The organism is Streptomyces sp. NPDC014894 (assembly GCF_043080985.1).
Classification (GTDB): domain Bacteria; phylum Actinomycetota; class Actinomycetes; order Streptomycetales; family Streptomycetaceae; genus Streptomyces.
Map to the genome: position 1 here is coordinate 528,982 of NZ_JBIBWD010000002.1, position 23,400 is coordinate 552,381.

A 23,400-nucleotide genomic window follows, 5' to 3' on the forward strand; every position below is an offset into this window, starting at 1 on the left:
CGCCCCGGTGGTCTTCGTCATGCCGGACCCCGTTCCGCCGCCCCGCCGTTCCCGGCCGCGGCGGTCTCCGTCGCGTCCAGGTATCCGCCGAACAGCTCCAGCAGCCTCGCCCCGTCCCGCTGGGCGAGCAGCGCCCGCGACCAGCGCAGCGCGAGATGCAGCCGCCCGCCGGTGGACGCCGTCGTCACATTGAGCCCCCGGGGCATCCGGGCGGGCGCCGAGAACCAGACGGCGTCCGAGCGGCCCGCGTCGCCGAAGTCCAGGGCGTACGGAACGCGGCCGATGTTGCTCAGCAGCGCCGTGGACGTCCACGGCCCCGCCGCCCGGCGCAGACCGCGGGTCACGGCCGCCCGCCACGCCACCGGCAGCACCGGCGCGGTCAGCAGGGCGGCTCCGTAACCGAGCTGCGGGCGGGGCGCGGCCTTGAGGGCGCGAGTGCGCCGGGCGGTCCGGCGCAGCAGCTCGCCCATGGCGTCCCGGTCCCGCGCCGCGCCGCCCCGCCCGCCGAACGCCAGCTCGGCCGCGGCGAAGGGGACTTCGACGAGCCGGGTGCCGTTCCCGATGGGCATGTCGGCGGCGCGCGGCCGGTCGTCCACCGGCATCGTGATCCGCATCGGGCGCGGCGGGGCCCCGCGCTCCCGGTTCCAGTGCGCGATCGTCAGCGCGGTGGCGGCCAGAAGCTGATCGTTCACGGTGTACGCGGCACCGGGCGGGCGGCGTGGTACGGCCAGGTCGGCCACCAGGACGCCATTGCCAGGCCCCCCGGACGGGCGGCCGCGCGCCACCCGGGCGGGACGCGCCCACGGGGACGGCCCCGCGGCCGCGCCCCGGCCCTCGGGGGCGGTACGGACCGGGGGCGCGGCCGCCGCGTCGCCCCGGCCGCCGTACAGCTCGGCGGCCGTCGCCAGGACCCGCAGGGACGCGGGGCCGTCCAGCGCGGTGTGGTTGACGGTCAGGAACAGGGCCGTACCGCCGGGCCGCGCGGGGTCGCCGACGATTTCGAGCCGGACGGGCGGCGACGCCGACAGCGGGGGAGCCGAGGCCAGACAGCGCTCCCTGGCCCGCTCCAGCGCCCCCGGCTCCGCCGCCGGGACCGTCACCACGTCCACGCCGGGGTCCGGCTCGTCGGTCAGCTCCCAGAAGTAGCGCCGCCGGTGCCAGGGGCCCGGCGCCTGGCGTACCTGGGCGCGCGGGTGGTGACGGAGCGCGTCGGTGAACGCCCGCCGCAGCCGCGCCGGGTCGGGCCGCCCCGGGAGCCGGATCTCGATGTGGATGGTCTCGGGCTCCTCCTCCCGGAGACAGTGCCGTGTGAACTCGTCCACGACGGGGAACGGCACGAGGGCGGGCCGCTCCGCCGGGACGGAGCGCGTCGGATCGTCCACGGCGGTCACCGGACGCCGCCTCCGGGAGCGCCCGGGGCAGTACCGGGCGGGCGGGGGAGCACGCGGGCCCCGGGACCCGCGGGCGGGTCCGAGTGCCCGGCGCCCGAACCCGGCTTCGTGGACGCGTGGCCGGAGCCGGATCCCGAATCGTCCTCGGCGTCGCGCTCCCGCCCGCGCCGTCCGGTCCCTCCGACGGTCACCAGCGCGGCGAACAGCGCGACGAACGCCAGGAGCTGGGCGGCGTACCCGAACGCCCCTTGCCCGGCGGCCGGGGCCTCGCCCGCGCCGGTGGCCGCCACGATTCCCGCACCCGCCATCGCGGCGAACGCGATCGGCGCCAGCAGGGTGTGACGCCGCAGGGCGATCAGCGCGAGCGCCGGGACCAGCAGCGCGAACCAGCCCGCGACCACCACGGCCGCCAGGGTCAGCGCCACCACCCCGAGAACCGTCCCCGGTCCGTCCGGGGCCCGCGCGGGAGCGGTCCCCGCCGCGTGCTCGGGGTTCTCCTCCCGCCTGCGGTACAGCACCAGACCGATGAGCGCCAGCAGCGCGACACCACCGGCGATCAGCCCCGCGTCGTACACCCGGGACGGCTCGTACGACAGCGTGACCGTGCCGCCCTCGCCCTCGGGGATCTCGAAGCCCTGCTGCCAGCCGTCGAGCCGGAGCGGCGAGAGTTCCTCGCCGTTCAGCGTGGCCTTCCAGCCGTCGTTGAAGTTCTCGTACGTCGTCAGGTACGAGGCGGCGCCCGGGCCGACCGTCACCTCGCGGCGGTCGGCGGGCCAGTCGCCGACGGTGAGTTCCCGGCTGTTCCCGGCCGGTGCGGCCGGCTCGCCCCGGGTGAGGGTCACCTCGGTGATCGCGAGCGGGCCCGCGTCCCCGGCCTCCACCTGGTGCGTGCCCGCGCCGAGGGCCAGCGTCGGCTTCTTCTCCCCTCGTTGGCAGAGCGTCACCTCGACGGGCCGGCGCTCGACCAGATCCCTCACGGTGCCCTGGGCGCTGGTCGCGTGCAGGGTGCCGTCGATGGCCAGATCCGGCCCCTCGCCGCACTTCAGGGTGAACGGCCGGTCGGCGGAGGGCTGCTCGGTACGGCGGTCGGCGAGCGCCGGGACGTGCAGCTCGCTGAGGCCCACGGGGAGCTGGAGAGAGTCGTCGGCGATCGGATTGTGCAGGGTCACCGGCGCGGTCCGGGTGACCGTGATGTCGAGCCGGTCGGTGGTGATCGCGTCGAAGCGGGCCCAGCCGTTGCCGTCGACGTCGGCGATCGCCGCGCCGTGCGGGGAGCTGATCTCGATCTTCGTCGGCCGGGCCGAGAGCCCGCCCGCGCCGGCCAGCACCAGCGAGTCCACCCGCTTCCTGCCGGACCACTTCAGATGGATCACCGGCCTGTTCCCGGCGATCCACGCGGTCGTCAGATCGCCGTCGGTCAGATTCCGCGCCGACAGCCCCGTGCCGAGCCGGGCCGTGGAGCCCGCGGTGGCGACGATCCGCCCCGCCCGCTCGGGCGCGACCTTGTACAACAGCTCGTCCAGCTTCTCGCCGGGCACCGGCACCGCGCCGACCTCGATGTCCCGCGCTCCGGCCGTGTCCGTGACGAAGGAGCGGTGCAGCCCCGACTCGGCGCCGGACGGGGAGAGCCCGCCCGGGTCCGACCGCCGGTGCAGCGACACGATCTCGGCCGCCGCGTCCGAGCCCGCGCCGTCCTCGGGCAGCTTCAGCATCCGGGTCACGCTGACCCCGGGAATGCGGATCTCGGAGAACCCGGCGCCGGTCAGTCCGGGCCGCCCGGCCTCGACCTCCACCATGGTGAGCTTCACCCAGCTCGTCACACCGCGGGGCGCCGCGATGTCCTGGGTCATGCCGTTGGTCGCCAGCGGGCTGGTCTCGCTGCCCTGCTCGGTCTCCACCCGCACCCGCGTCGCGGCGGACCGCACCCCGTCCTGGGGAAGCGGGGTCACCTTCAGCGTCGACGGCATCCGCTGCTCCCCGTCGAAGGCGATCCGCAGCCACTGCCCCTTCGCGCCGTCGGGCGAGCCCTCGGCCCACGCCGTGTCCGGGTTCCCGTCGAAGGCGTTCACCGGGTCGTACTGCGGCAGATGGAACAGCCAGTTGCCGCTGGACGACGCCGTCACCTCACGCGCCCCGCGCAGCTCCGCGACCGTCTGGCGCTCGACGCCCTTCGTCGGCAGGATCTGGTGCGGCGCGTCCCCGGGGGCCTGCACGCTGTCGGGATGATTGCGCTCGTCCTCGGTGTACGTGTACGAGGTGTTGGTGTTCACCAGGCCGAACCGGGTGTCGGCGCGCCGCAGTCCGTCACCGGTGATCTGCACCGCCGGCCTGTCCACGCCGGGGTGCGCGTCGCCGGTCAGCACGGTGGGACGGCCGCGGAGCGAGGGGTCGGCCGAGAGCGGCAGCAGCGACTCCGGTCCGCCGGACACCGCCGCCGTGTCCGCGGCGGCGTGGATCCCGGCCCGGCCGGGCTCCGGGGAGCCCCCGGCGGGCGCGAAGATCTCCACCGCCCGCTGGCGCGGGTACAGCCCCTCGACCTGGAGCGGGGTGTCGTCCGCGATCCGCCCGCCGGTCATGACCGGTCCGAGTCCGTGGACCCGCTCATAGCCGGACTGCTCCAGCGCCCGCTTCACGGTCGGTGTCGGCACATGGCCGATCTGGTCCGGATCCAGGTCGTTGCGGACCACGACGTAGTGCAGTCCCGCCCGGCCCAGATAGTCCCGCAGCCCCGGAATCTCGGCGCCGGTGAGCAGGGCCTGTTCCACGGCGTCCATGGCGCGCCGGTTCCCGGGCGTGCCGAACGGCACATAGTCGCGCTGGGCCCAGGGGGAGTCGGCGAGCACGTCGAGGGGCTGGTCGATGGGGGAGCCCCAGGTGTAGATCCCGTGCGCGGTCGCCGGGACCACCAGGGCCCGGCTCTCGGGCGAGTGCTTCTTCAGCCAGCCGGCCGTGTCCTCCCAGTACGTCGGCAGCTTCTTGAACGAACCCGGCTGCAGGACGGCCCCGCTGACATACGGCAGGGCGAGCCCGGGCAGCACCAGCAGCGTCGCGATCAGGGGAGCGTACCGCCGCCCCCACCGCACCCCGTGCCCCGGTCGCGCCCCGCGCGCCCGCCGCGCGACGGCGGTGAGATGGACGAGCCCGAGCACCAGCGCGAGCGCGAGACCGGGCTGGAACTTGTAGATGTTCCGGAACGGAGCCAGCGCCCCGTCCAGCAGATCCTGTACGGGCCCGGCGAACGGCGCGCCGAACTTCCCCGCGTACCCGGCGAGGGTGAGCAGCGCCACCGTCAGCACGGTCAGCACCAGCCAGCGGCGCTCCGGCAGATCCCGCCGGGCGAGCCCCGCCAGCCCCAGCGCGGCGGCCAGCGCCGAACCCACGATGACCGGGACCGACGCCGCGACGCTCCACCCGGCGGGCAGCCAGGCCTCGCCGAAGTTCAGATACGCCACCCAGTTCCCCGCGCCCCGCAGGGCCTCGGTCGCCGCCATCGTGTCCGTGGTGACCCGCGAGGTCTCCACGTACGGCAGGAAGTTCTCCCCGTACGCGCGCAGGAGCAGCAGCGGGATCACCCACCACAGCGTGGCCAGGAGGACTCCCGGCACCCACCACAGCACGAGCTTCAGCTTCCGCGGACCGTTCGGCCGGGACAGCAGATACAGCCCCACCGGCAGCAGCGACGCGAGGGCCGACACCGCGTTGACCCCGCCCATGAACGGGATCAGCAGCGCGGAGCGCAGCGCCGCGACCCGCGCGCTGTACCGGTCGTCGGTGAGCGGCAGCAGCACCCACGGCAGCAGCGCGCCGGGCAGCGCGGCGGCCGACGTGGACCCGACGACGATGGTGAACGTCGGCCACAGCGCGTACACCGCGGCGCCGAGCAGCCGCGTCGAACGGGTGCCGGCGCCGAGGCGCTCGGCCAGCCGCAGCGCACCCCAGAAGGCGGTGGTCACCACCAGCGACAGCCACAGCCGCTCCGCCAGCCACACCGGCAGCTGCGCCAGATCGGCGAGGCCGTAGAACGGGAGCATCGGGAACGCGTACCCGATGTACTGGTTGGTGAGCCCGCCGAAACCGCCGGTGTCCTGCCACAGCTGCCCGAGGTCGGCCATGAACCGCCAGGGGTCGGCGGCGACGCCGAGCTTGGTCTCGAAGGTCATGCGTCCCGGCGCGGCCGCCAGGAAGAGCACGAGGACCACGGCCCAGAAACCCAGCAGCCACCGCCGCGACCGGGGCCCTTCGGGAGGGTCCTGGGCCGCGCCGGTCGTCCGGACGTTCGCCGGAGGGGGAGCCTGGGCCGCTGGGGCCGTACTGGTCATGGACACCGCCGAAGAATGAGAAGGAGATTCCAGGTAGCGAACTCACGCAGGCCCGGCACCCGGGTCACCGCCCCGGCCAGGAACGGCCAGTAGCGGGAGCGGGCGGAGACCACCGTGACGTCGGTTCTGGCCCGTACCTGGCGCAGGGTGGGACCGATGTGCACGGCGAAGAGGTTCTCGCCGAGGGTGTGCTTGGCGGGGCGGCCGGTGCGCCGCTCGTAGCGGGCCCGTGCCCTCGCGGCGCCCAGATAGTGCCAGGGCGCCCACTCGTGACCGCCCCAGGGGGACAGCCAGTTGGTGAACGAGACGTAGATCAGCCCGCCCGGGCGGGTCACGCGGATCATCTCGCTGAGGAAGGTCTGCGGATCGTCCACATGCTCCAGGACGTTGGAGGAGAAGCACACGTCGGCGGAGCCGTCCGCGAGCGGCAGCAGATAGCCGTCCGCGACGACCGCCCCCTCGGGCGGCGCGGGACCCAGCTCCCGTGCGTCCAGCTCGAAGAGGAGACCGAGCGCGCCGCGCCGGCGGAACTCCTCGGTGACGTGTCCGCCGCCCCCGCCGATGTCGACGACGGTCCGCCCGGCGACGGGCCCGCCGTACGCCTCGACCTGGTCGGCGGCGTCCCGTGCCAGCAGCGTGTAGCACCTCTCCGGTTCCTCCTGCTCCCGCGCGAAGGCGCGGAGCAGGGACCACGAGCGTCTGAGGGAAGGGTCTTTCGGCGACGCAGGGCGGTCCGCCGTGCGCGGGACGCCGGGTGCTCCCGTGGCGGAGCCGGCTCTCGGACCGGAGGGCGGCATCGATCCTCACTTCCGCCGGGAGCGCGCGCCGGGCCGCGGGGCGATCCGCGCGGGGCGCGGGCCCTGAGTGCTCTCGAATCGCCGGACTCCCGGCCGGACGGCCGCTCCGACGGGGCGGTCACCGGCCTCACGGCCGACGAGGCCGGCGGGATCACGGCCCCCGGCGAGGTCACCGGCCGCACGGCCGGCGGCACCGTCACCGCTCTCACGGCCGGCCGCACGGCCGGGCTGGGTCGCGGCCTCCACGGCGACGTCGCGGAACGCCCGTACCGTATTGGCCCAGGTGTACCCGGACGCCGACTCCCGCGCGGCCCGTCCCATGACCGCCCGGCGCTCCTCGCTGAGCGCCAGCGAGGACCAGGCGGCGGCGAACGAACTCTCGCCCCGGGCCAGCACCCCGCTCACGCCGTCCTCGACCGAGTCCCGCAGCCCCGGCACATCGAAGCCGACCGTCGGGGTCGACCGGATCGCGGCCTCCGTGACCACCAGGCCCCAGCCCTCCACGGCCGACGGATGCAGCAGCAGCCAGGCCGAGCCGAGCAGCCGGTGTTTCTCCGCCTCGGTGACATGGCCCGCGAACTCCACTCCGGCGCCCGCGAGCCTCTCCAGCCGGGCCCGCTCCGGACCGTCCCCGACGATGACGAGCCGGCCGCCGGTCACCGGCCTGACCCGCTCCCACAGTCGCAGCAGCAGATCGATCCGCTTGTACTCCACGAGCCGCCCCAGCGCCAGGAAGAGCGGCGTGGGCGAACGCGGATGCGGAGGCCCTGGCTCCGCGACACCGTTGTGGACCACGCGTATCCGGTCCTCGCCGACGCCTATCCCGCGCAGCGCCCCGGCCGTCGACGGGGACACCGCGACCATCAGATTGTGCCGCTGCGCCTCCTTGAGGGCCCAGTGCTCCAGCCGGCGCCCGAGCCGGCCGGCGGGTGCGAGGGCCCGGCCGCCGAAGCGCATGTCCCACAGATCGGTGTGGACATGGTTGACCAGACACAGCGTCGGACCGCGATGCCACAGCGGTGCCAGATACGGCAGGCCGTTGCAGACCTCGACCAGCAGATCGCAGTCGCCGACTCGCTGGGCCAGGGTCCTGCGGGCCCGCAGGAAGTGACCGAGGTCGCCGCCCGCCGACACCACACGGTAGTCGCGCCGGGCCGCCGGGCCGCCGCAGACCAGGGTGACCTGATGGCCGAGCCGGCTGAGGCCGTCGGCCAGCCGGTCCACCAGGAGTTCGGAACCGCCGGCGGCGGGATTGCCGAGGTCCCGGCGGGAGAGGAACACGATGCGGCGCGGTTCTGCGGGCGGCGCCGCGGGGAGCTGAGCGGGCCGGGGACCGGCCGTGCGCAGCGAAGCGGGCACGTGCTGGGGCATTGGTGCTCCGACTCGTCTGAGGGTGCGGAACCGTGCGGAGACCGTGGTGCGAGGATCACGTTCGGCACGGGAGGGCGTACAAACGGAAAGCGTGAGTCGTACGGAGTGGTACGAGGGGATACGAGGCGGTACGAGGTGAGGCGGTACCCGGGGAGGTACACGGCGGTACGGATTCGAGCGGGATGGTTTCGAGTGGTACGGGTTCGAGCGAGGGTTTTCGAGCGGTACGGGACCCGCGGGCCGGGTCCGGAACCGCGCCGGGGAGTGACTGCTGACGCGCGGTTCCGGCGGGGTTCCGGCCCGGGGCGAGCGTGCCCCGGAGGGTGCCGGGATCGCGCTCGGATGTGCCGGGACTGGCACGGATGGTGTGTTCGGGTGGGTGGGATGGACAGTTTTCGCCCAGCGGTTCGCCGCGGCTACTCACCGGGGTGATAAATTCCGCACCTGTTACCGGCCGTACTTCATCACTCGGCGACGAAATCCGGCGACGGGGCCGGAGCCGGGGCGGCGGAGGCGTCCTCAGGACGCCTCCGGAACAGCATCACCGATCCCGCCACGGCCAGCAGCAGCCCCAGACCGCCCGCTCCCACCGGCCCCGTCAGCCCCACCAGCCGGAACTTGCGGTTGTCGGCCCTGGCCAGCTCGACCTGCTTCTTCTGCGTCTCCTCGGTGAACGCGATGCGCCTGCTCTCCAGCAGCACCACCTCGTTCGCGGCGGACTCCGCGCCCGGGGCCCGCAGCGTCTTCCTCGGCCCGATCGCCGCGAACAGGATCCGCCCGGTCTTCCGGTCCGCGACCAGCTCGATGCCGTGGTTGGCGTACCACTCCTCGGCGAGGACCTGGCCCCGCTCCGGCCGGCCCACGAGCACCCCCGGGACCTGCCGCGTCCCGGTCCGCACCGGGTCGACCGTGCCGGTGAACAGATACCCCTCGTGGCCCTGGACCTCGGTCCTCTCCTTGAACCGGAGTTCCACGGTGGAGCCCAGCGTGCTGTCCCACCAGCGGTACGAGCGCTTCTCCACGTTGAACGGGAACTTCAGATACGCCTCGCCCTCGAAACGCGGGCTCTCCTGGCAGCAGTGCACGGGCGTGTTGGTCTTCCGGTCGGTCACCCAGCGTTCCACGGTCCACTGGAACGAGTCGTGGGGGTCGGACGCCGGCAGGGTGTCCTTCGTGTCGACGCTCGTCGACACGTCCCAGACGGCCCGGCCGCTGGCCTCGCTGTCGGCCACGTCCCCGCGGACCTGCCGGGTGATGGTCAGCTCCGCGTCATCGACGGGCTTGACCTTCTTGGTGTCGAAATAACTCCCCTGACCAGTGAAGACCGTGGTCGCGTCGGTGTCGATCGGGGTGCGCTGGGCGCGCGGCTCGACATACCAGGCGAGCATCGCGGCCAGCACCAGCAAAAAGGTGCCGACGCCCAGCAGAACGAGCGGGACGGGTGAGGCGGTACGGCGCATCCGGGCACTCCAGAAGGGTTCGGGGCGGCTCGACACAGGGTCGGGAGAACGAGGTCACAAGGTGACGGAACGTGAGCGCGCGAGAAGAGAAAGTGCAGGCGCGGTATGGGCCGGGAACCGTAGGCGCACCCTTGACTAGGTGTCAATGCATTGCCGACACTGGCCCCAGCCGGTCGGGGCCGGCGCGCACCACCACGCGGAAGCGGGACCGGGGACCCGTGACCACGCACGAACAGGGACTCGTGGGCACTGGCGCGGATCGTGTGGATCATCCAGGGTGGGGACGACCTTTCGACCGGAGAGGCTGGATCCCCAGCATGCCCAGACTGCTCGCCGCCGCACTCACCGTCGCGGCCTCCGCGGCCCTCGCCGTGGGCGCCGCCCTCGGGATCGTGGCCCTGCTCAACGCCACCCCGGACCAGCCCAACACGCCCCTCGTCACCTATGAGAAGGCCTCCGGGGAGCGCTGATCCGGATGCCCTCTCCCACTCCGGCCCTCGGCCCCCCGGGCGCCGCCCCGGCCGCCGACCCGCTGGGCGAACGCGCCCTGCCGCCGCTCGGCGCCCGCTCGGCCTGGCACGACGTACCGCGCAGCCAGGTGCGCCGGTTCGCGGCGCTCGCCATGGCCGAGGCGCCCACGCTGGCCGAGGAGATCCTGCTGGAGATCCGCCGCGAGTACCCGCACGTCCCGGTCATCCTCGACGACTCCGGCGAACCCAAGTCCCTCATCGGCATCCGGCGCGCCATCGAGATCTTCGTCCTGCATCTGGGGACGGCCGAGGACCGGCCCCGCGTCCACCCCGAGGTCTTCCAGGACTTCGGCCGGGGCGAGGGCATCGGCGGCCGCAGCCTCGACTCCCTCCAGGCCATCTACCGCCTCGGCGTCCGGCTCACCTGGCGACGCCTCGCCGAGATAGGCCAGCGCGTCGACATCCCGCCGCCCGCCATGTACGAACTGGTCGACGCGGGGTACGAGTACCTCGACGGCCTCGTCGACGAGTCGGTGCGCGGCTACGCGGAGGCCGCCGCCCGACAGGCCGGCGAACGCCTCCGGCTCCAGCGCGAGCTGATGGAACTCCTCCTCGCCGAACACCACACCCGCCCCGCCGCCAGCCCGCACGAGATCGCCGCCGCCCTCGCGGAACGCGCCGCCCGGATCGGCTGGCCGCTGCCCGCCAAGGTCGCCGCCGGGGTGCTGCTGCGCCCCGCCCGCCAGGCCGTCGCGCCCGCCGTCGGCGAGGGCGTCCTCCTGGACATGGAGGCCGAGCGGCCCCGCATGGTCGTGCCCGACCCGGACGCGGCGGGCCGCCCCGAACTGCTGCGGCGCGCCATGACCGGCTGGGCCGGCGCGATCGGCCCGCCGGTGCCGCTGGTCGACGCGGCGAAGTCGCTGCGCTGGGCCGAGGCGGCCGTACGCCTGATGGAACGCGGACTGCTCCCGGCGGGGGAGGTGCTGCACTGCACCGAGCACACCGAGGCCCTCGTCCTCCTCCAGCCCGAGGAGCTGATCGACGACCTCGCCCGCCGCGCCCTCGCCCCGCTCGCCCACTGCGGCCGGACCCATGCCCGCCGCCTCGCCGAGACCCTTCTCGCCTGGCTGGAGACCCGGGGCGGCGCCCCCGAGATCGCGGGCCGCCTCGGGGTCCACCCCCAGACCGTCCGCTACCGGCTCCGCCAGATCCGGGAGCTGTGGGGCGAGGAGATCGACGACCCCGACCGCCGCTTCGAACTCGAACTGGTCCTCCGCGCACAGCGCTTGCGCGGGGAGCTGGGCCGCCTCGTCCCCTGATCCGCGTACCGCCCCTCCTTGCCCCGGACCACCGCGTACCCCCGGTGCGCCGCCCCGTGCCACGGGCCTCCGGACGGATCCCCGGCCCGGCCCCGCGGCACGGACGAGCACCCGCCGGTCGCCTCCGGGCCGGAGGAGCGGCGCGGCGCGTGTACGCGCTCCGAGTGCGGGAAGGCGCGGGGTCACACATCTCGCCCCGCTCGAAGGGAGTCCGGCCGCGATGACGAGCGTCACGTTCCGCCCAGGGCCCCGGCCGGCTCCGTGAGGGAACGCGCTCCGGGACCGGGAAGCGGGAGCGGAGCGACGGCCGGCTGCCGGAGCCGGCCGCCGGCGTGCCTGCCGTGCGGGTGGTTGCGCGGCGGCGTCGGAGGCGGCTCGCGGGAACCCCGTTCGGGGACAGCAGGATGAACACGGATTCGATGGCGATGCCCGGCGGTCCCCTCCTTCCGTGCGGGACGGCCGGCGGCGGGAAGGCGGTCATGGTGCGGAGTGTGGGCGTGGAGGAGGAACTTCTCCTGGTGGACGCGGACAGCGGGGAGCCGAGGGCGCTGGCGACGGCGGTGCTGGCCGCCGCCTCGCGGGAGGCCGACGGGCGGGAGGAGATGTTCGAGGCGGAGCTGCACCGGGAACAGGTGGAGTTCGCCACCCGGCCGCAGACCGGAATGGGCGAGCTGGCGGCCGAGATCGACCGCTGCCGGGCCGAGGCGTCCCGCCACGCGGAGCGGCTCGGCGCGGCGGTCGCCGCGCTCGCGACCTCTCCGCTGCCGGTCAGCCCCTCCATCGGCTTCGGAGAACGGCACCGCTGGCTGGAGGAGCACTTCGGACTGACCACACAGGAGCAGCTCACCTGCGGCTGCCACGTCCATGTGTCGGTCGAGTCCGACGAGGAGGGCGTCGGGGTCCTCGACCGGATCCGCCCCTGGCTCTCCGTACTGCTCGCGATGAGCGCGAACTCCCCCTTCTGGCAGGGCAAGGACAGCGAGTACAGCAGCTACCGCAGCCGGGTGTGGGGACGGTGGCCGTCGGCGGGACCGGTGGAGCTGTTCGGCTCGGCGGAGCGGTATCACGAGCAGGTACGGGACATGGTCGGCACCGGCGCGCTGCTGGACGAGGGCATGGTCTACTTCGACGCGCGCCTCTCGGCCGCGTACCCCACGGTCGAGTTCCGGGTCGCCGACGTCTGTCTCGACTCCTCCACCACCGTGCTTCTGGCCGCGCTGGCCCGCGCCCTGGTGGAGACCGCCGCCCGGCAGTGGAAGGAGGGCATGCCGCCCGCCCGCCACCGGGTGGAGCTGCTGCGCCTGGCCGCGTGGCGGGCGGCGCGGTCGGGCCTGGAGGGCGAGCTGCTCCACCCCCTCACCATGCGGCCCGCTCCCGCCGACGCGGTGGTGCGCGCGCTGTTCGACCATGTGCGGGAAGCGCTGGAGGACAGCGGGGACCTCGTTTCCGTTCAGGAGGCGCTGGCCGTGCTGCTGAAGACGGGGAGCGGCGCGCGCGTCCAGCGTGAGCTGCTGGCCCGCACCGGTGATCTGCGCGCCGTGGTCGGCGCGTGCGTACGGCGCACCAGCGGGTAGACCGCGAGCCGGGCGGGGACGGGGGCGGGGGCGGGGACGGCGGGCGTCCTTCCGCCCCCGCCCCGTACGCGTACCTCCGTCCCTGCGTCGGCCTGCGCGGCGCAGGTCGCGGAGCGCTGGGGGAGAGATTTTCGATGGAAACCATTCAGTGGATACAGCTATCCCTTGACAGTAGGCATGGGACCGAGAAAAGTGAAGGGGCGCTAACCTAGATCTGGAGGACTTCATGAGCCGCAGAGTGCTGGTGGCCGGAGTGGGCATGGTCCCCTTCGCCAAGCCCAGTGCCGCCAAGACCTATGACGACATGGGCGCGGGCGCCGTCGCGGCCGTGCTGGCGGACGCGGGACTGTCGTACGACCGGATCGAGCAGGTGTACGCGGGGTACGTCTACGGCGACTCCACCTGCGGTCAGCGCGTGGTCTACCGGTTCGGGATGACCCGGGTCCCCGTGCTCAACGTCAACAACAACTGCGCGTCGGGCTCCTCGGCGCTGTGGCTGGCCCGGCAGGCCGTCGGGAGCGGCGCGGTCGAGTGCGCCCTCGCGCTCGGCTTCGAGCAGATGCCGCCCGGCGCCCTCGGTGCCAAGTGGACCGATCGCCCGGCCCCGCTGACCGACTTCGCCGAGGGGCTCCGGGCCGTCCACGACCTCGACCCCGACCTCCCGGCGACACCCCAGTACTTCGCCGCCGCCGGGGCCGAGTACCTGGAGAAGTACGGCATACGACCGGACACCTTCGCCCGGGTCGCGGTCAAGGCGCGCACCCACGCGGCGAACAACCCGTACGCCGTCTTCCGCGACCCGATCACCCTGGACGAGGTGCTGGGCTCGCCCCGGATCGCCGGAGTGCTGACCCGCCTCCAGTGCTGCCCGCCGACCTGCGGGGCGGCCGCCGCCATCGTGTGCAGCGAGGACTTCGCCCGGCGCCACGGACTCACCCCGAAGGTCGCGATCGCCGCCCAGACCCTCCAGTCGGACGCGAGCGACCTCTTCGCCAAGAAGAGCGCGATGTCCCTGGTCGGCAGCGATGTGACACGCGCCGCGGCGAACGAGGTCTACGAGACGGCGGGCGTCGACCCCCGGGACGTCCGGGTGGCCGAACTCCACGACTGCTTCACCGTCAACGAGATCCTCGCCTACGAGGGCCTGGGCCTGTGCGAGGAGGGCGGCGCCGAGAAGTTCGTCCTCGACGGCGACAACACCTACGGAGGGCGGGTCGTCACGAATCCGTCCGGCGGACTGCTCTCCAAGGGCCATCCGCTCGGCGCCACCGGACTCGCGCAGACCGCCGAGATCACCTGGCAGCTGCGCGGCGAGGCCGGGGCCCGCCAGGTCGAGAACGCGACCCTCGGCCTCCAGCACAATCTCGGCCTCGGCACCGCCGGGGTCGTCACCCTCTTCGAGAAGGTGTCCTGACCGTGCCCATCGATCCCGCCGTCATCGGCGCCCGCACCGACGCGTTCGAGACCGTGGCCGAGCCCGGCCGGCTCCGCTTCTTCGCACGCGCGACCGGCCAGAGCGACCCCGTGTACACGGATCCGGCCGCCGCCAGGGCCGCCGGCCACCCGGACCTGCCCCTGCCGCCGACCTTCCTCTTCTGCCTGGAGCTGGACCGCCCCGACCGGGGCTCGTTCCTCACCGACCTCGGCATCGACATCCGCACGGTCCTGCACGGCGGCCAGGAGTTCGCCTACCACGCCCCCGCGTACGCCGGCGACCGGCTGACCTTCGAGACAGAGGTGAGAGACGTGTACACGAAGAAGGGCGGCGCGCTGGAGTTCATCGTGCGCGACACCCACGTCACCCGCGACGGCACGCCGATCGCCACGCTCACCAGCACCACCGTGGTGCGCGACCCGAAGGCGGACCGGCGATGACGACCCTGGAGCCGGGCGACAGCCTGAGCCTCGAAGCCCCGAGGATCACCCGTACCGTGCTCGCGCTGTACGCGGGGGCCTCGGGCGACCACAATCCGGTGCACATCGACACCGACGCCTGCCGCGAGGTCGGCATCCCGGACGTCTTCGCCCACGGCATGCTCTCCATGGCGTATCTGGGCCGGCTGCTCACCGACTCGTTCCCCCAGGAGCGGATCGTCTCCTACGGGGTGCGTTTCGCCGCGATCACCCCGGTCAACGCCGCCCCGGTCTGCACGGGCACGGTCACCGGCGTCGAGAACGGCGTCGCCCGGCTGGACCTCACGGTCACCCTTCCCGACGGCACCGTGACCCTCAAGGGGTCCGCCGCCGTCACCGTCGACTGACGTGCCACAACGAGCCTAAGGACACCGCACATCATGGGAACCCTGGACGGCAAGGCCGCCCTCGTCTCCGGCTCGGGCCGGGGCATCGGCCGCGAGGTCGCGCTCAAGCTGGCCTCCGAGGGCGCGAGCGTCGTGATCAACGACCTGGACAAGGAGCCGGCCGAGGAGACGGTCGCCGACATCACGGCCGCCGGCGGCCGGGCCGTCGCCTGCGTCGGCTCCGTCACCGAGGAGGGCTTCGCCGAGCGGTTCGTGAACACCGCCGTCGATTCCTTCGGCGGCCTGGACATCATCGTCAACAACGCCGGATACACCTGGGACACCGTCATCCAGAAGATGACCGACGAGCAGTGGGACGCCATCCTCGACGTCCACCTCAAGGCCCCCTTCCGGATCCTGCGCGCCGCCCAGCCGTACATCCGGGCGAACCCGACCGAATACCACCGCAAGGTCGTCAACGTCTCCTCGGTCTCCGGCCAGTACGGCAACCCGGGACAGGCGAACTACTCCTCCGCCAAGGCCGGGATCATCGGTCTGACGAAGACCATGGCCAAGGAGTGGGGCCGCTACAAGGTCAACGTCAACGCCGTCGCGTACGGCTTCATCCTGACCCGGATGACCGAGGCCACCGCCGACGACGACGCGACCGTCGAGATCGAGGGGCGGCAGATCAAGGTCGGCGTCAGCCCGCGGATCGCCGAGGCCGTCAAACGGACCAATCCGTTCGGCCGTCCCGGCACTCCCGCCGAGGCCGCCGGCGCGATCTATCTGCTCTGCACCCCGGAGGCCGACTACATCAGCGCGCAGGTCCTCACCGTCGACGGCGGCTCCCGCTGACGCGGGTCGCCCACCGGCCGAAGCACCCCGCGCCGCCGTCGGCCATCGCCATCGCCATCGACGGCGGCGCACCGCACGACACCGCCCCGCCCCGACCCGTACGCGCCGCCGGTCCGCCGAGGCCCGGCGGGCCGCGCCCCTCGCCGACCGCGCACGAACCCAGGGAACCGTCATGAAGCGCACTCTCTACACCCAGGAGCACGAGGCATTCCGGGCGATGATCCGGGACTTCATCGCCAAGGAGGTGACGCCCCACTTCGAGCGGTGGGAGAAGGAGAACCTCGTCGACCGCGAGATCTTCCGCAAGCTCGGCGCGCTCGGCGTCATGGGCTTCGACATACCGGAGGAGTACGGCGGCTCCGGCGACATCAGCTACAAGTTCCAGGTCGTCATCACCGAGGAGTGCGCGCGGGCCGCGGTCTCGCTGGGCCACTACGGAGTCTCCACCGGCATCGTCCTGCCGTATCTGCTGAACCTCGCCGACGACGACCAGCGGAAGCGCTGGCTGCCGGGCATCGCCACCGGCGACACCATGCTGTGCATCGCCATGACCGAGCCGGGCACCGGCTCCGACCTGGCCGGCATCCGCACCACGGCCAGGCTCTCCGACGACGGCTCCCACTACGTCCTCAACGGCTCCAAGACCTTCATCACCGGCGCCCGCAACTCCGAGCTGTGCGTCGTCGCCGCCCGTACCTCGCCCGCGACCGCCGAGGACCGCCGGCACGGCCTGAGCCTGCTGGTCGTCCCCACCGACAGCGAGGGCTTCGCGTACGGCCGCAAGCTCGACAAGATCGGCCTGAAGTCCTCCGACACCTCCGAGCTGTCCTTCACCGACGTCCGGGTCCCGGTGGAGAACGTCCTCGGCGAGCCGGACCTCGGCTTCTCCTACCTCGGGCGGAACCTCGCCCGCGAGCGCCTCCAGATCGGCGTCGGCGCGGTCTCCTCCGCCTCCGCCGCGATCGGCTTCGCCCGTGACTACGTGCGCGAACGCCAGGTCTTCGGCAAGCCGGTGGCGGCCTTCCAGAACACCAAGTTCGTCCTCGCCGAGTGCGCCGCCGAGGTCGAGGCCCTCCAGGCCATGGTGGACCGTGGCATCGAACTCGACGACGCGGGCGAGCTGACCGGCCCGGACGCCGCGAAGATCAAACTGTTCGGCACCGAGGTCGCCGGCCGGGTCATCGACAAGTGCCTCCAGCTGCACGGCGGCTACGGCTACATGCTGGAGTACCCGATCGCCCGCCTCTACGCGGACACCCGGGTCTCCCGCATCTACGGCGGCACCAGCGAGGTCATGAAGACCATCATCGCCAAGGACCTGGGGCTCTGACGGCCGCGGCGCCGGATCCCGCCGCCGCCCCCGCGCCCTGCCCAGCCCTTCGCCCGGCCGCCCCGTCCCCGGGGCGGCCGGTCCCGTACCGCACCCGTGAGCCAAGGGAGCCGAGCCCCGTGAGCAACGAACCCACCACCGCCGCAGCCGGCCCGCTGTCCGGCATCCGCGTCGTCGAACTGGGCGGCATCGGCCCCGGCCCCTTCGCCGGCATGCTCCTCGCCGACCAGGGCGCCGAGGTCATCCGCGTCGACCGCCCCGCCGAGGCCGGCACCGCCTCCAAGCACCCGATCCTGCACCGGGGCCGCCGCTCGGTCGCACTCGACCTCAAGGACCCCGCGGGCGTCGAGGCCGTCCTCGCGATCACCGAGACCGCCGACGCCCTGATCGAGGGCTTCCGCCCCGGCGTCACCGAACGCCTCGGACTCGGCCCGGACATCTGCCTCGCCCGCAATCCGCGCCTGGTCTACGGCCGGATGACCGGCTGGGGCCAGGACGGCCCCCTCGCCCAGGCCCCCGGACACGACATCAACTACATCGCCGTCGCGGGCGCGCTCGGCGCGCTCGGCGCGGCCGACGAGCACCCGCCCGTCCCGCTGAACCTCGTCGGCGACATGGGCGGGGGCGGCATGCTGCTCGCCCTCGGCATCACCACCGCCCTGGTCAGCGCGGAACGCACCGGCGCGGGCCAGGTCGTCGACGCCGCCATGACCGACGGCACCGCCGTACAGCTCGCCCTGATCCACGGCCTGCTCGCGACCGGCCGCTGGGAGGACGCGCGAGGCGTCAACCTCTTCGACGGCGGCGCGCCCTTCTACCGGACCTATCGAGCCTCCGACGGCGGGCATCTGGCCGTCGGCAGCGTCGAGCCGCAGTTCTACGCGGCGCTGCTCGGCGTCCTCGGACTCACCGGCGACCCGCTCTTCGCCCGGCAGCACGACCGGGGCTCCTGGCCCGCGATGAGCCTCCGGCTCGCGGAGATCTTCGCCGGACGCACCCGCGAGGAGTGGACCGCCGCCTTCGACGGCACCCAGTCCTGCGTGACCCCGGTGTACGGCCTCACCGAGGCCGCGAGCCATCCGCACAACGCGGCGCGGGGCACCTACTACACCGAGAACGGCCTGCTCCAGCCCGCGCCGGCGCCCCGCTTCCGGGGCACCCCCGCGGCCGTTCCCCGCCCCGCGCCCGTCATCGGCGTCCACACCCGCCAGGTGCTCACCGAGGCCGGCGTCGACGCGGCGACCGTCGACGCCCTCGCGCCGAAGGCATAGCCGAGGACGCCGGCGTCTCGGCCAGCCGCGTCCGGCGGCGGCACGGCCGGGCGCGCCGGCGGAACGATTCCCTCGCGGGCCCCGAGCCCCGAGCCCCGAGCCCCGAGCCGCCCCGGCCCGGACCCGGAGCGCTGTGACGCTCCGGGTCCGGGCCTCCGGACTGTGACGGCCCGGGTCTCGCCGCGCGGGCTCCTCGCGAGGCGCTCCGGCGGGTCGGCGTTCGTGGTGCAGAGGACGGCCGGCGCGGCTCTCCGGGCGGCGGCGTGGGGCGCGCGGCCGCGGGACGCCGGGGCCGAGGGGCTTCGCCGCGGCGGCCGTCGCGTCCGGCCGCGTTGAGCGGGACGGCCGTCCCCGACGCCACGGCCCCCTCGTACCGCCCGGAGACGACGCCCGCCGGGCGCGCGCTCCACGAGGAGCGCGCGCCCGGCGGGTGAGCCGCGGCCGGCGGGCCGGCGTACGGCGCCGGACCGACGGGACCCGACCGGCTCAGGCGATGTCGATGACGGTGCGCAGGGCCTCGCCGGTGTGCATCTGGCGGATCGCCTCGTTGATGTCCGTGAGCGGTACGCGGTGGGTGATCATCGACTCCAGGTCGATACGGCCCGCCCGCCACAGGTCGAAGATCGTCGCGTAGGTGCGGCGGATGTCGTCCCCGCCGTAGAAGGAGGGGAGGACCTTCTTCTCGTTGAGGACCAGCTCCGCCATGCTCAGATCGGTGAGATCCGTGCGCGAGCCCGCGCCGACCAGGCAGACCGTGCCGCCGAGACGGGTCGCGTCGTACGCCGCCCGCAGGGTGCCGGCCTTGCCGACGGCCTCGAAGGCGTAGTCGACGCCGAAGCCGCCGGTGACCTGCTTGGTCACCTCGGCCAGCTCCTCCGGGGCGATCGCCTCGGAGGCGCCGAACTTCAGCGCCAGCTCCCGTCGGTTCGCCGTCGGGTCGACCGCGATGATCCGGGCGGCTCCGGCGACCTTCGCGCCCTGGAGGATGCTGATCCCCACGCCGCCGAGGCCGATGACGACGACCGAGGAGCCCGGCCGCACCCTGGCGGTGTTGAGGGCCGCGCCGATGCCGGTGGTGACACCGCAGCCGACCAGGGCGGCGATGTCGTAGGGCACGTCGTCCGGGATCGGGATGGCCGCGTACGCCGCGATCACGACCTCTTCGGCGAAGGTGCCGGCGCCCAGCATGCCGGGGAACACGGTGTCGCCGTTCTTGAAGTTCGGGTTCGCGAGATTGCGGTAGCCGCTGCGGCACAGATGGCCGTCGCCCGCCTTGCAGGAGCGACAGGCGTCGCACGGCGGCATCCAGCAGACGATGACGCGGTCACCGGGCTTCACATGGGTGACGCCGTCGCCGACCTCGACGACCTCGCCCGCGCCCTCATGGCCGGGGACGAACGGCGCGGGGTGATTCAGCACGCCGTTCATGGCGGACAGGTCGGAGTGGCACAGCCCGGCCCTGTGCATCTTCACACGGACCCGGCCCGGTCCGAAGGACACGGATTCGACGTCCCTGACGTCGAGGGTCTCGTCGCCGGTCCGGTGCAGTATCGCTGCGTGCATGAGGGGAACTCCTCGGTCGGGTGATCAGCCCCGCGCGGGCGCGGGAAGGTTGATGGACTTGTACTCGAAGTAGCCGGCCAGCCCCTCGGGGCCGAACTCCCGGCCGATGCCGGAGTTCTTGTAGCCGCCGAAGGGGGCCGCCAGGTCGAGACGGAAGCCGTTGACGGTGATGGTTCCGGTGCGTACGCGGCGGGCGACGGCGGTCGCGCGTTCTCCGTCGGCGCCGAACACCGCGCCGGAGAGGCCGAACTCGGAGTCGTTGGCGATCGCGACGGCCTCGTCCTCGTCCTCGTAGCGGATGAGGCAGACGACGGGGCCGAAGATCTCCTCGCGGGCGATCCGCATGTCGTTGGTGACGTCGCCGAAGAGCGTCGGCTCGACGTACCAGCCGGTGGACAGGCCCTCGGGGACCCCGCCGCCGGTCAGCAGCTTGGCGCCTTCCTCCTGGCCGACGCGGATGTAGTCGAGGTTCCGGTCGCGCTGACTCCTCGTCACCATCGGGCCGACCACGGTGGCGGGGTCGGCCGGATCGCCGACCTTGAGCTGCGAGAACGCGGCGGTCAGGGCGGCGGCGACCTCGTCGTAGCGGGAGGCGGGCGCCAGCACGCGGGTCAGGGCCACGCACGCCTGGCCGCTGTTGGCGGCGCAGGTGCCGCCGACGAGCGCGGGGACGGCGACGGACAGATCGGCGTCGTCGAGGAGGATGGCGGCGGACTTGCCGCCCAGCTCCAGGGAGACCCGGGTCAGATTCACCGCGGCGGCGGCCATGATGGCCTTGCCCGCGTCGACGGACCCGGTGAAGGCGACCTTGTCGACGCCCGGGTGGGACACCAGATGCGCGCCGGTCTCACGGCCGGCGGGCAGGACGCTGAGCACGCCCTCGGGCACCCCGGCCTCCGCGCACAGCTCGGCGAGCCACAGCGCGTCGAGCGGGGTCTCGGGGGACGGTTTGAGGATGACGGCGCAGCCCGCGAGCAGCGCCGGCGCCAGCTTTCCGGCGATGGTCAGCTGCGGCACGTTCCACGGCGTGACGGCGGCGACCACCCCGACCGCCTCGCGGCGTACCAGGACCGGTCCGCCCAGGCCCTGACGCTCGTCCTCCTCGGAGAACTCCGCCGCGGCGGCGAGCGCCACCCCGAACGCGCCGACGGCGGAGAGCGCCTGCCCGCGGACGGAGAACAGCATGGGGGAGCCGTTCTGGAGGGTGATCAGCTCGGCCAGTTCCCGGTGGCGGGCGGCGAGCGCGTCCTTGATCCGGGTCACGACCTCGACGCGCTCGGCGAGCGTCGTCCGGGGCCACGGTCCGTGGTCGAACGCCTCCCGGGCGACGGCGACGGCCCGGTCCACGTCGGCGGGCGTGGCGTGCGGCACCCGCCCGACGACCTGTTCGGTGACGGGGGAGACGATCTCGATGGTGTCGGGGCCCGAGGGCTCGACCCAGGCGCCCCCGATGAAGAGCCGGTGGTGTTCCACGATGTCGGTCATGGCGTCAGCCTCGCTTCGTTGCGATGGAGCGGATGATGAGCCGGCCGCCGTGCTGTCGGCGGCCTGGTCACGGAAGGGCGATCGGGAAGTGCGCCGGGGGCTCCTCCAGCAGCCCGTACAAGGTGGTGAGCACGCCGGCGTCCCCCTCCACGATCACCGAGCCGGAGCCTATTCCGTCGGCGAAGGTCGCCCGCCCGGCCAGGATCCGGTCGAACGCGACGCGGTGCAGCCGCAGGGTGAGCTGCGGGGCCTCCCCGTCGGGGGCGTCGCCGGGCATCGGGGTGAGCACGCCGTTGCGGACCAGGAGCGTCCACACCTCGCCGACGTCCCCGAACTCCCACCGCAGGAGCAGCCGGTGGGCCGCGGCGCGCGGTCCGTCCAGGCGGACGGCCAGGGACTGGAAGATCTGCTCCGTCGTCAGACCGGCGAGCATGTCCGGGCTCCGGTGGTGCGGTTCGCTGCCGGCGGGCCCGTCGGATCCGGCGCGCAGCTCCTGGGCGCCGGTGAGGTAGAAGTTGCGCCAGACGCCGTTCTCCTGGGCGTACCCCAGCTTCTCGAAGGTCAGCGCCTGGAGTTCCCGGGCCTCGGAGTGATCGGGTTCGGCGAAGAGCACATGGTTGAGGACCTCGGCGACCCAGCGCCAGTCGCCCTCGTCGAACGACCGGCGGGCCCTGGCCGTCACGGCGTCCGCGCCGCCCATGAAGTCCACGTACCGCCTGGCCTGTTCGACCGGCGGATGCTGCCACAGATGGGCCGGGTTGCCGTCGAACCAGCCCATGTAGCGCTGGTAGACGGCCTTGACGTTGTGGCTGAGGGAGCCGTAGTAGCCGCGGACGCTCCAGGCCGAGCCCAGCTCGCCGGGGAAGGCGGTGATCTCCTCGGCGATCTCCGGGCCGGTCATCCCGCGGTTCATCAGCCGTACGGTCTGGTCGTGCAGGTACGCGTACGCGTCCCGCTGTTCCGTGAGGACGCGGCGCACCTCGGCGTGACCCCAGGTCGGCCAGTTGTGCGAGCCCATGAGGACGTCGGCGTCGGCGAAGAGCCGGACGCACTCGGTGATGTACGAGGCCCAGGCGCGGGCGTCGCGGACGAGCGCGCCGCGCAGCGTCAGGACGTTGTGCAGGGTGTGGTTGACCATCTCGGCGATGAGCAGGACCTTGTGGTCCGGGAAGTAGAAGTTCATCTCCGAGGGGGCCTCGGCGTCGGGCGCGAGCTGGAAGACGAACCGCACACCGTCGAGCACCAGCTCCTCGCCGGTGCGGGTGACCGTCCGCGTCGGAGGGAGCAGGCCGATGGAGCCGGTCGACAGCCCCTGGGCGATGCCGAACCCCACCGTGCCGGTGGCGCCCGGGGCCAGGGACTTGCCGTACATGTAGACGGCGCGGCGGCGCATCGCGGGACCGGCGAAGACGTTCTCGCTGACCGCGTGCTCCATGAATCCCTCGGGGGCGACGATCTCCACCCGCCCGGCGGCGGCGTCCTCGGCCGTGGTCACCCCCAGCGCGCCGCCGAAGTGGTCGCCGTGGCTGTGGGTGTAGACGACGGCCCGGACGGGACGGTCGCCGCGGTTGCGGCGGTACAGCTCCATCGCCGCGGCCGCGCACTCCTTGGAGACCAGGGGGTCGACGACCACCACGCCGGTGTCGCCCTCGACGATGGTCATGTTGGAGACGTCGAGGCCGCGCACCTGGTAGAAGCCGGGGGCGACCTCGAACAGCCCCTGTGCGGTGTTGTGGCCCGCCTGCCGCCAGAGACCGGGGTGCACGGTCTTCGGGCGCTCGTCCCGGGTGAGGAAGTCCCAGCGGTCGTTGTCCCAGACGACCCGGCCCGTGTCGTCGCGTACGACGCAGGGGTCCAGCCTGTCGATCAGCCCCCGGTTCGCGTTCTCCCGGTCGGCGCCGTCGTTCCAGTCGAGGTCCTGTGCGGTGGTCATGGCGTGTCCGTCTCTCGCT

Annotated in this window: 17 protein-coding genes; 9 read left to right on the forward strand and 8 right to left on the reverse strand. The window is 73.4% G+C overall.

The genetic code is table 11. The annotated features are described in order from the left end of the window. Positions 1–17 precede the first annotated feature (17 nt). From ACF089_RS06340 to ACF089_RS06360, 5 genes are all read right to left on the reverse strand, one after another. The gene (locus ACF089_RS06340; protein ID WP_392022568.1) at positions 18–1,391 is read right to left on the reverse strand and encodes a condensation protein; all 1,374 of its coding nucleotides are present in this window, start codon (positions 1,389–1,391) and stop codon (positions 18–20) included. Next, positions 1,388–5,710, reverse strand: a complete 4,323-nt coding sequence (locus ACF089_RS06345; RefSeq protein ID WP_392023404.1) for an alpha-(1->3)-arabinofuranosyltransferase family protein — start codon at positions 5,708–5,710, stop codon at positions 1,388–1,390. Before ACF089_RS06345 ends, ACF089_RS06340 begins: the two co-directional genes overlap by 4 nt. Next, entirely contained in the window at positions 5,707–6,507 is an 801-nt protein-coding gene (locus tag ACF089_RS06350) for a class I SAM-dependent methyltransferase (protein ID WP_392022570.1), read from the reverse strand. The genes ACF089_RS06345 and ACF089_RS06350 overlap by 4 nt, the downstream gene beginning before the upstream one ends. A 6-nt stretch (positions 6,508–6,513) precedes the next feature. Beyond that, the gene (locus ACF089_RS06355) at positions 6,514–7,878 is read right to left on the reverse strand and encodes a glycosyltransferase family 4 protein (RefSeq protein WP_392022573.1); all 1,365 of its coding nucleotides are present in this window, start codon (positions 7,876–7,878) and stop codon (positions 6,514–6,516) included. 464 nt (positions 7,879–8,342) lie between these two features. Continuing rightward, entirely contained in the window at positions 8,343–9,338 is a 996-nt protein-coding gene (locus ACF089_RS06360; RefSeq protein WP_392022575.1) for a DUF3068 domain-containing protein, read from the reverse strand. Between the two features lie 317 nt (positions 9,339–9,655). Between ACF089_RS06360 and ACF089_RS06365 the strand changes: the two genes are divergently transcribed. The 9 genes from ACF089_RS06365 to ACF089_RS06405 all read left to right on the forward strand — a co-directional run bounded on the left by ACF089_RS06365 (position 9,656) and on the right by ACF089_RS06405 (position 18,400). Beyond that, a complete protein-coding gene (locus ACF089_RS06365; RefSeq protein WP_392022577.1) occupies positions 9,656–9,808 on the forward strand; it encodes a hypothetical protein in 153 nt (50 codons plus the stop codon). 5 nt (positions 9,809–9,813) lie between these two features. Next, complete coding sequence (locus ACF089_RS06370; protein WP_392022579.1) at positions 9,814–11,127, forward strand: helix-turn-helix domain-containing protein; 1,314 nt, start codon at positions 9,814–9,816, stop codon at positions 11,125–11,127. Positions 11,128–11,609: 482 nt separating this feature from the next. Continuing rightward, positions 11,610–12,701 (forward strand): glutamate--cysteine ligase, encoded by a 1,092-nt coding sequence (locus ACF089_RS06375; protein ID WP_392023406.1) that lies wholly within the window; start codon positions 11,610–11,612, stop codon positions 12,699–12,701. Positions 12,702–12,927: 226 nt separating this feature from the next. After that, positions 12,928–14,115, forward strand: a complete 1,188-nt coding sequence (locus ACF089_RS06380) for a lipid-transfer protein (RefSeq protein ID WP_392022581.1) — start codon at positions 12,928–12,930, stop codon at positions 14,113–14,115. A gap of 2 nt (positions 14,116–14,117) precedes the next feature. Next, positions 14,118–14,576 (forward strand): MaoC family dehydratase N-terminal domain-containing protein, encoded by a 459-nt coding sequence (locus ACF089_RS06385; RefSeq protein ID WP_392022582.1) that lies wholly within the window; start codon positions 14,118–14,120, stop codon positions 14,574–14,576. Continuing rightward, on the forward strand, positions 14,573–14,962 hold the full coding sequence (locus ACF089_RS06390) for a MaoC/PaaZ C-terminal domain-containing protein (RefSeq protein ID WP_392022585.1): 390 nt from the start codon (positions 14,573–14,575) through the stop codon (positions 14,960–14,962). Before ACF089_RS06385 ends, ACF089_RS06390 begins: the two co-directional genes overlap by 4 nt. A gap of 33 nt (positions 14,963–14,995) precedes the next feature. Further along, positions 14,996–15,799: an SDR family NAD(P)-dependent oxidoreductase gene (locus ACF089_RS06395; protein WP_392022588.1), complete on the forward strand. Its 804-nt coding sequence runs from the start codon at positions 14,996–14,998 to the stop codon at positions 15,797–15,799. Positions 15,800–15,971: 172 nt separating this feature from the next. Next, positions 15,972–17,129, forward strand: a complete 1,158-nt coding sequence (locus ACF089_RS06400) for an acyl-CoA dehydrogenase family protein (protein ID WP_392022591.1) — start codon at positions 15,972–15,974, stop codon at positions 17,127–17,129. Positions 17,130–17,248: 119 nt separating this feature from the next. Continuing rightward, on the forward strand, positions 17,249–18,400 hold the full coding sequence (locus tag ACF089_RS06405) for a CaiB/BaiF CoA transferase family protein (RefSeq protein ID WP_392022594.1): 1,152 nt from the start codon (positions 17,249–17,251) through the stop codon (positions 18,398–18,400). A 486-nt stretch (positions 18,401–18,886) separates the two neighbouring features. Here ACF089_RS06405 and ACF089_RS06410 read toward each other — a convergent pair whose 3' ends face one another. The 3 genes from ACF089_RS06410 to ACF089_RS06420 form a co-directional block, all read right to left on the reverse strand. After that, complete coding sequence (locus ACF089_RS06410) at positions 18,887–19,963, reverse strand: alcohol dehydrogenase catalytic domain-containing protein (RefSeq protein WP_392022597.1); 1,077 nt, start codon at positions 19,961–19,963, stop codon at positions 18,887–18,889. A 24-nt stretch (positions 19,964–19,987) separates the two neighbouring features. Beyond that, on the reverse strand, positions 19,988–21,448 hold the full coding sequence (locus tag ACF089_RS06415) for an aldehyde dehydrogenase (RefSeq protein WP_392022600.1): 1,461 nt from the start codon (positions 21,446–21,448) through the stop codon (positions 19,988–19,990). A 67-nt stretch (positions 21,449–21,515) separates the two neighbouring features. Further along, positions 21,516–23,381: an alkyl/aryl-sulfatase gene (locus tag ACF089_RS06420; RefSeq protein ID WP_392022603.1), complete on the reverse strand. Its 1,866-nt coding sequence runs from the start codon at positions 23,379–23,381 to the stop codon at positions 21,516–21,518. Between the last annotated feature and the right edge of the window lie 19 nt (positions 23,382–23,400).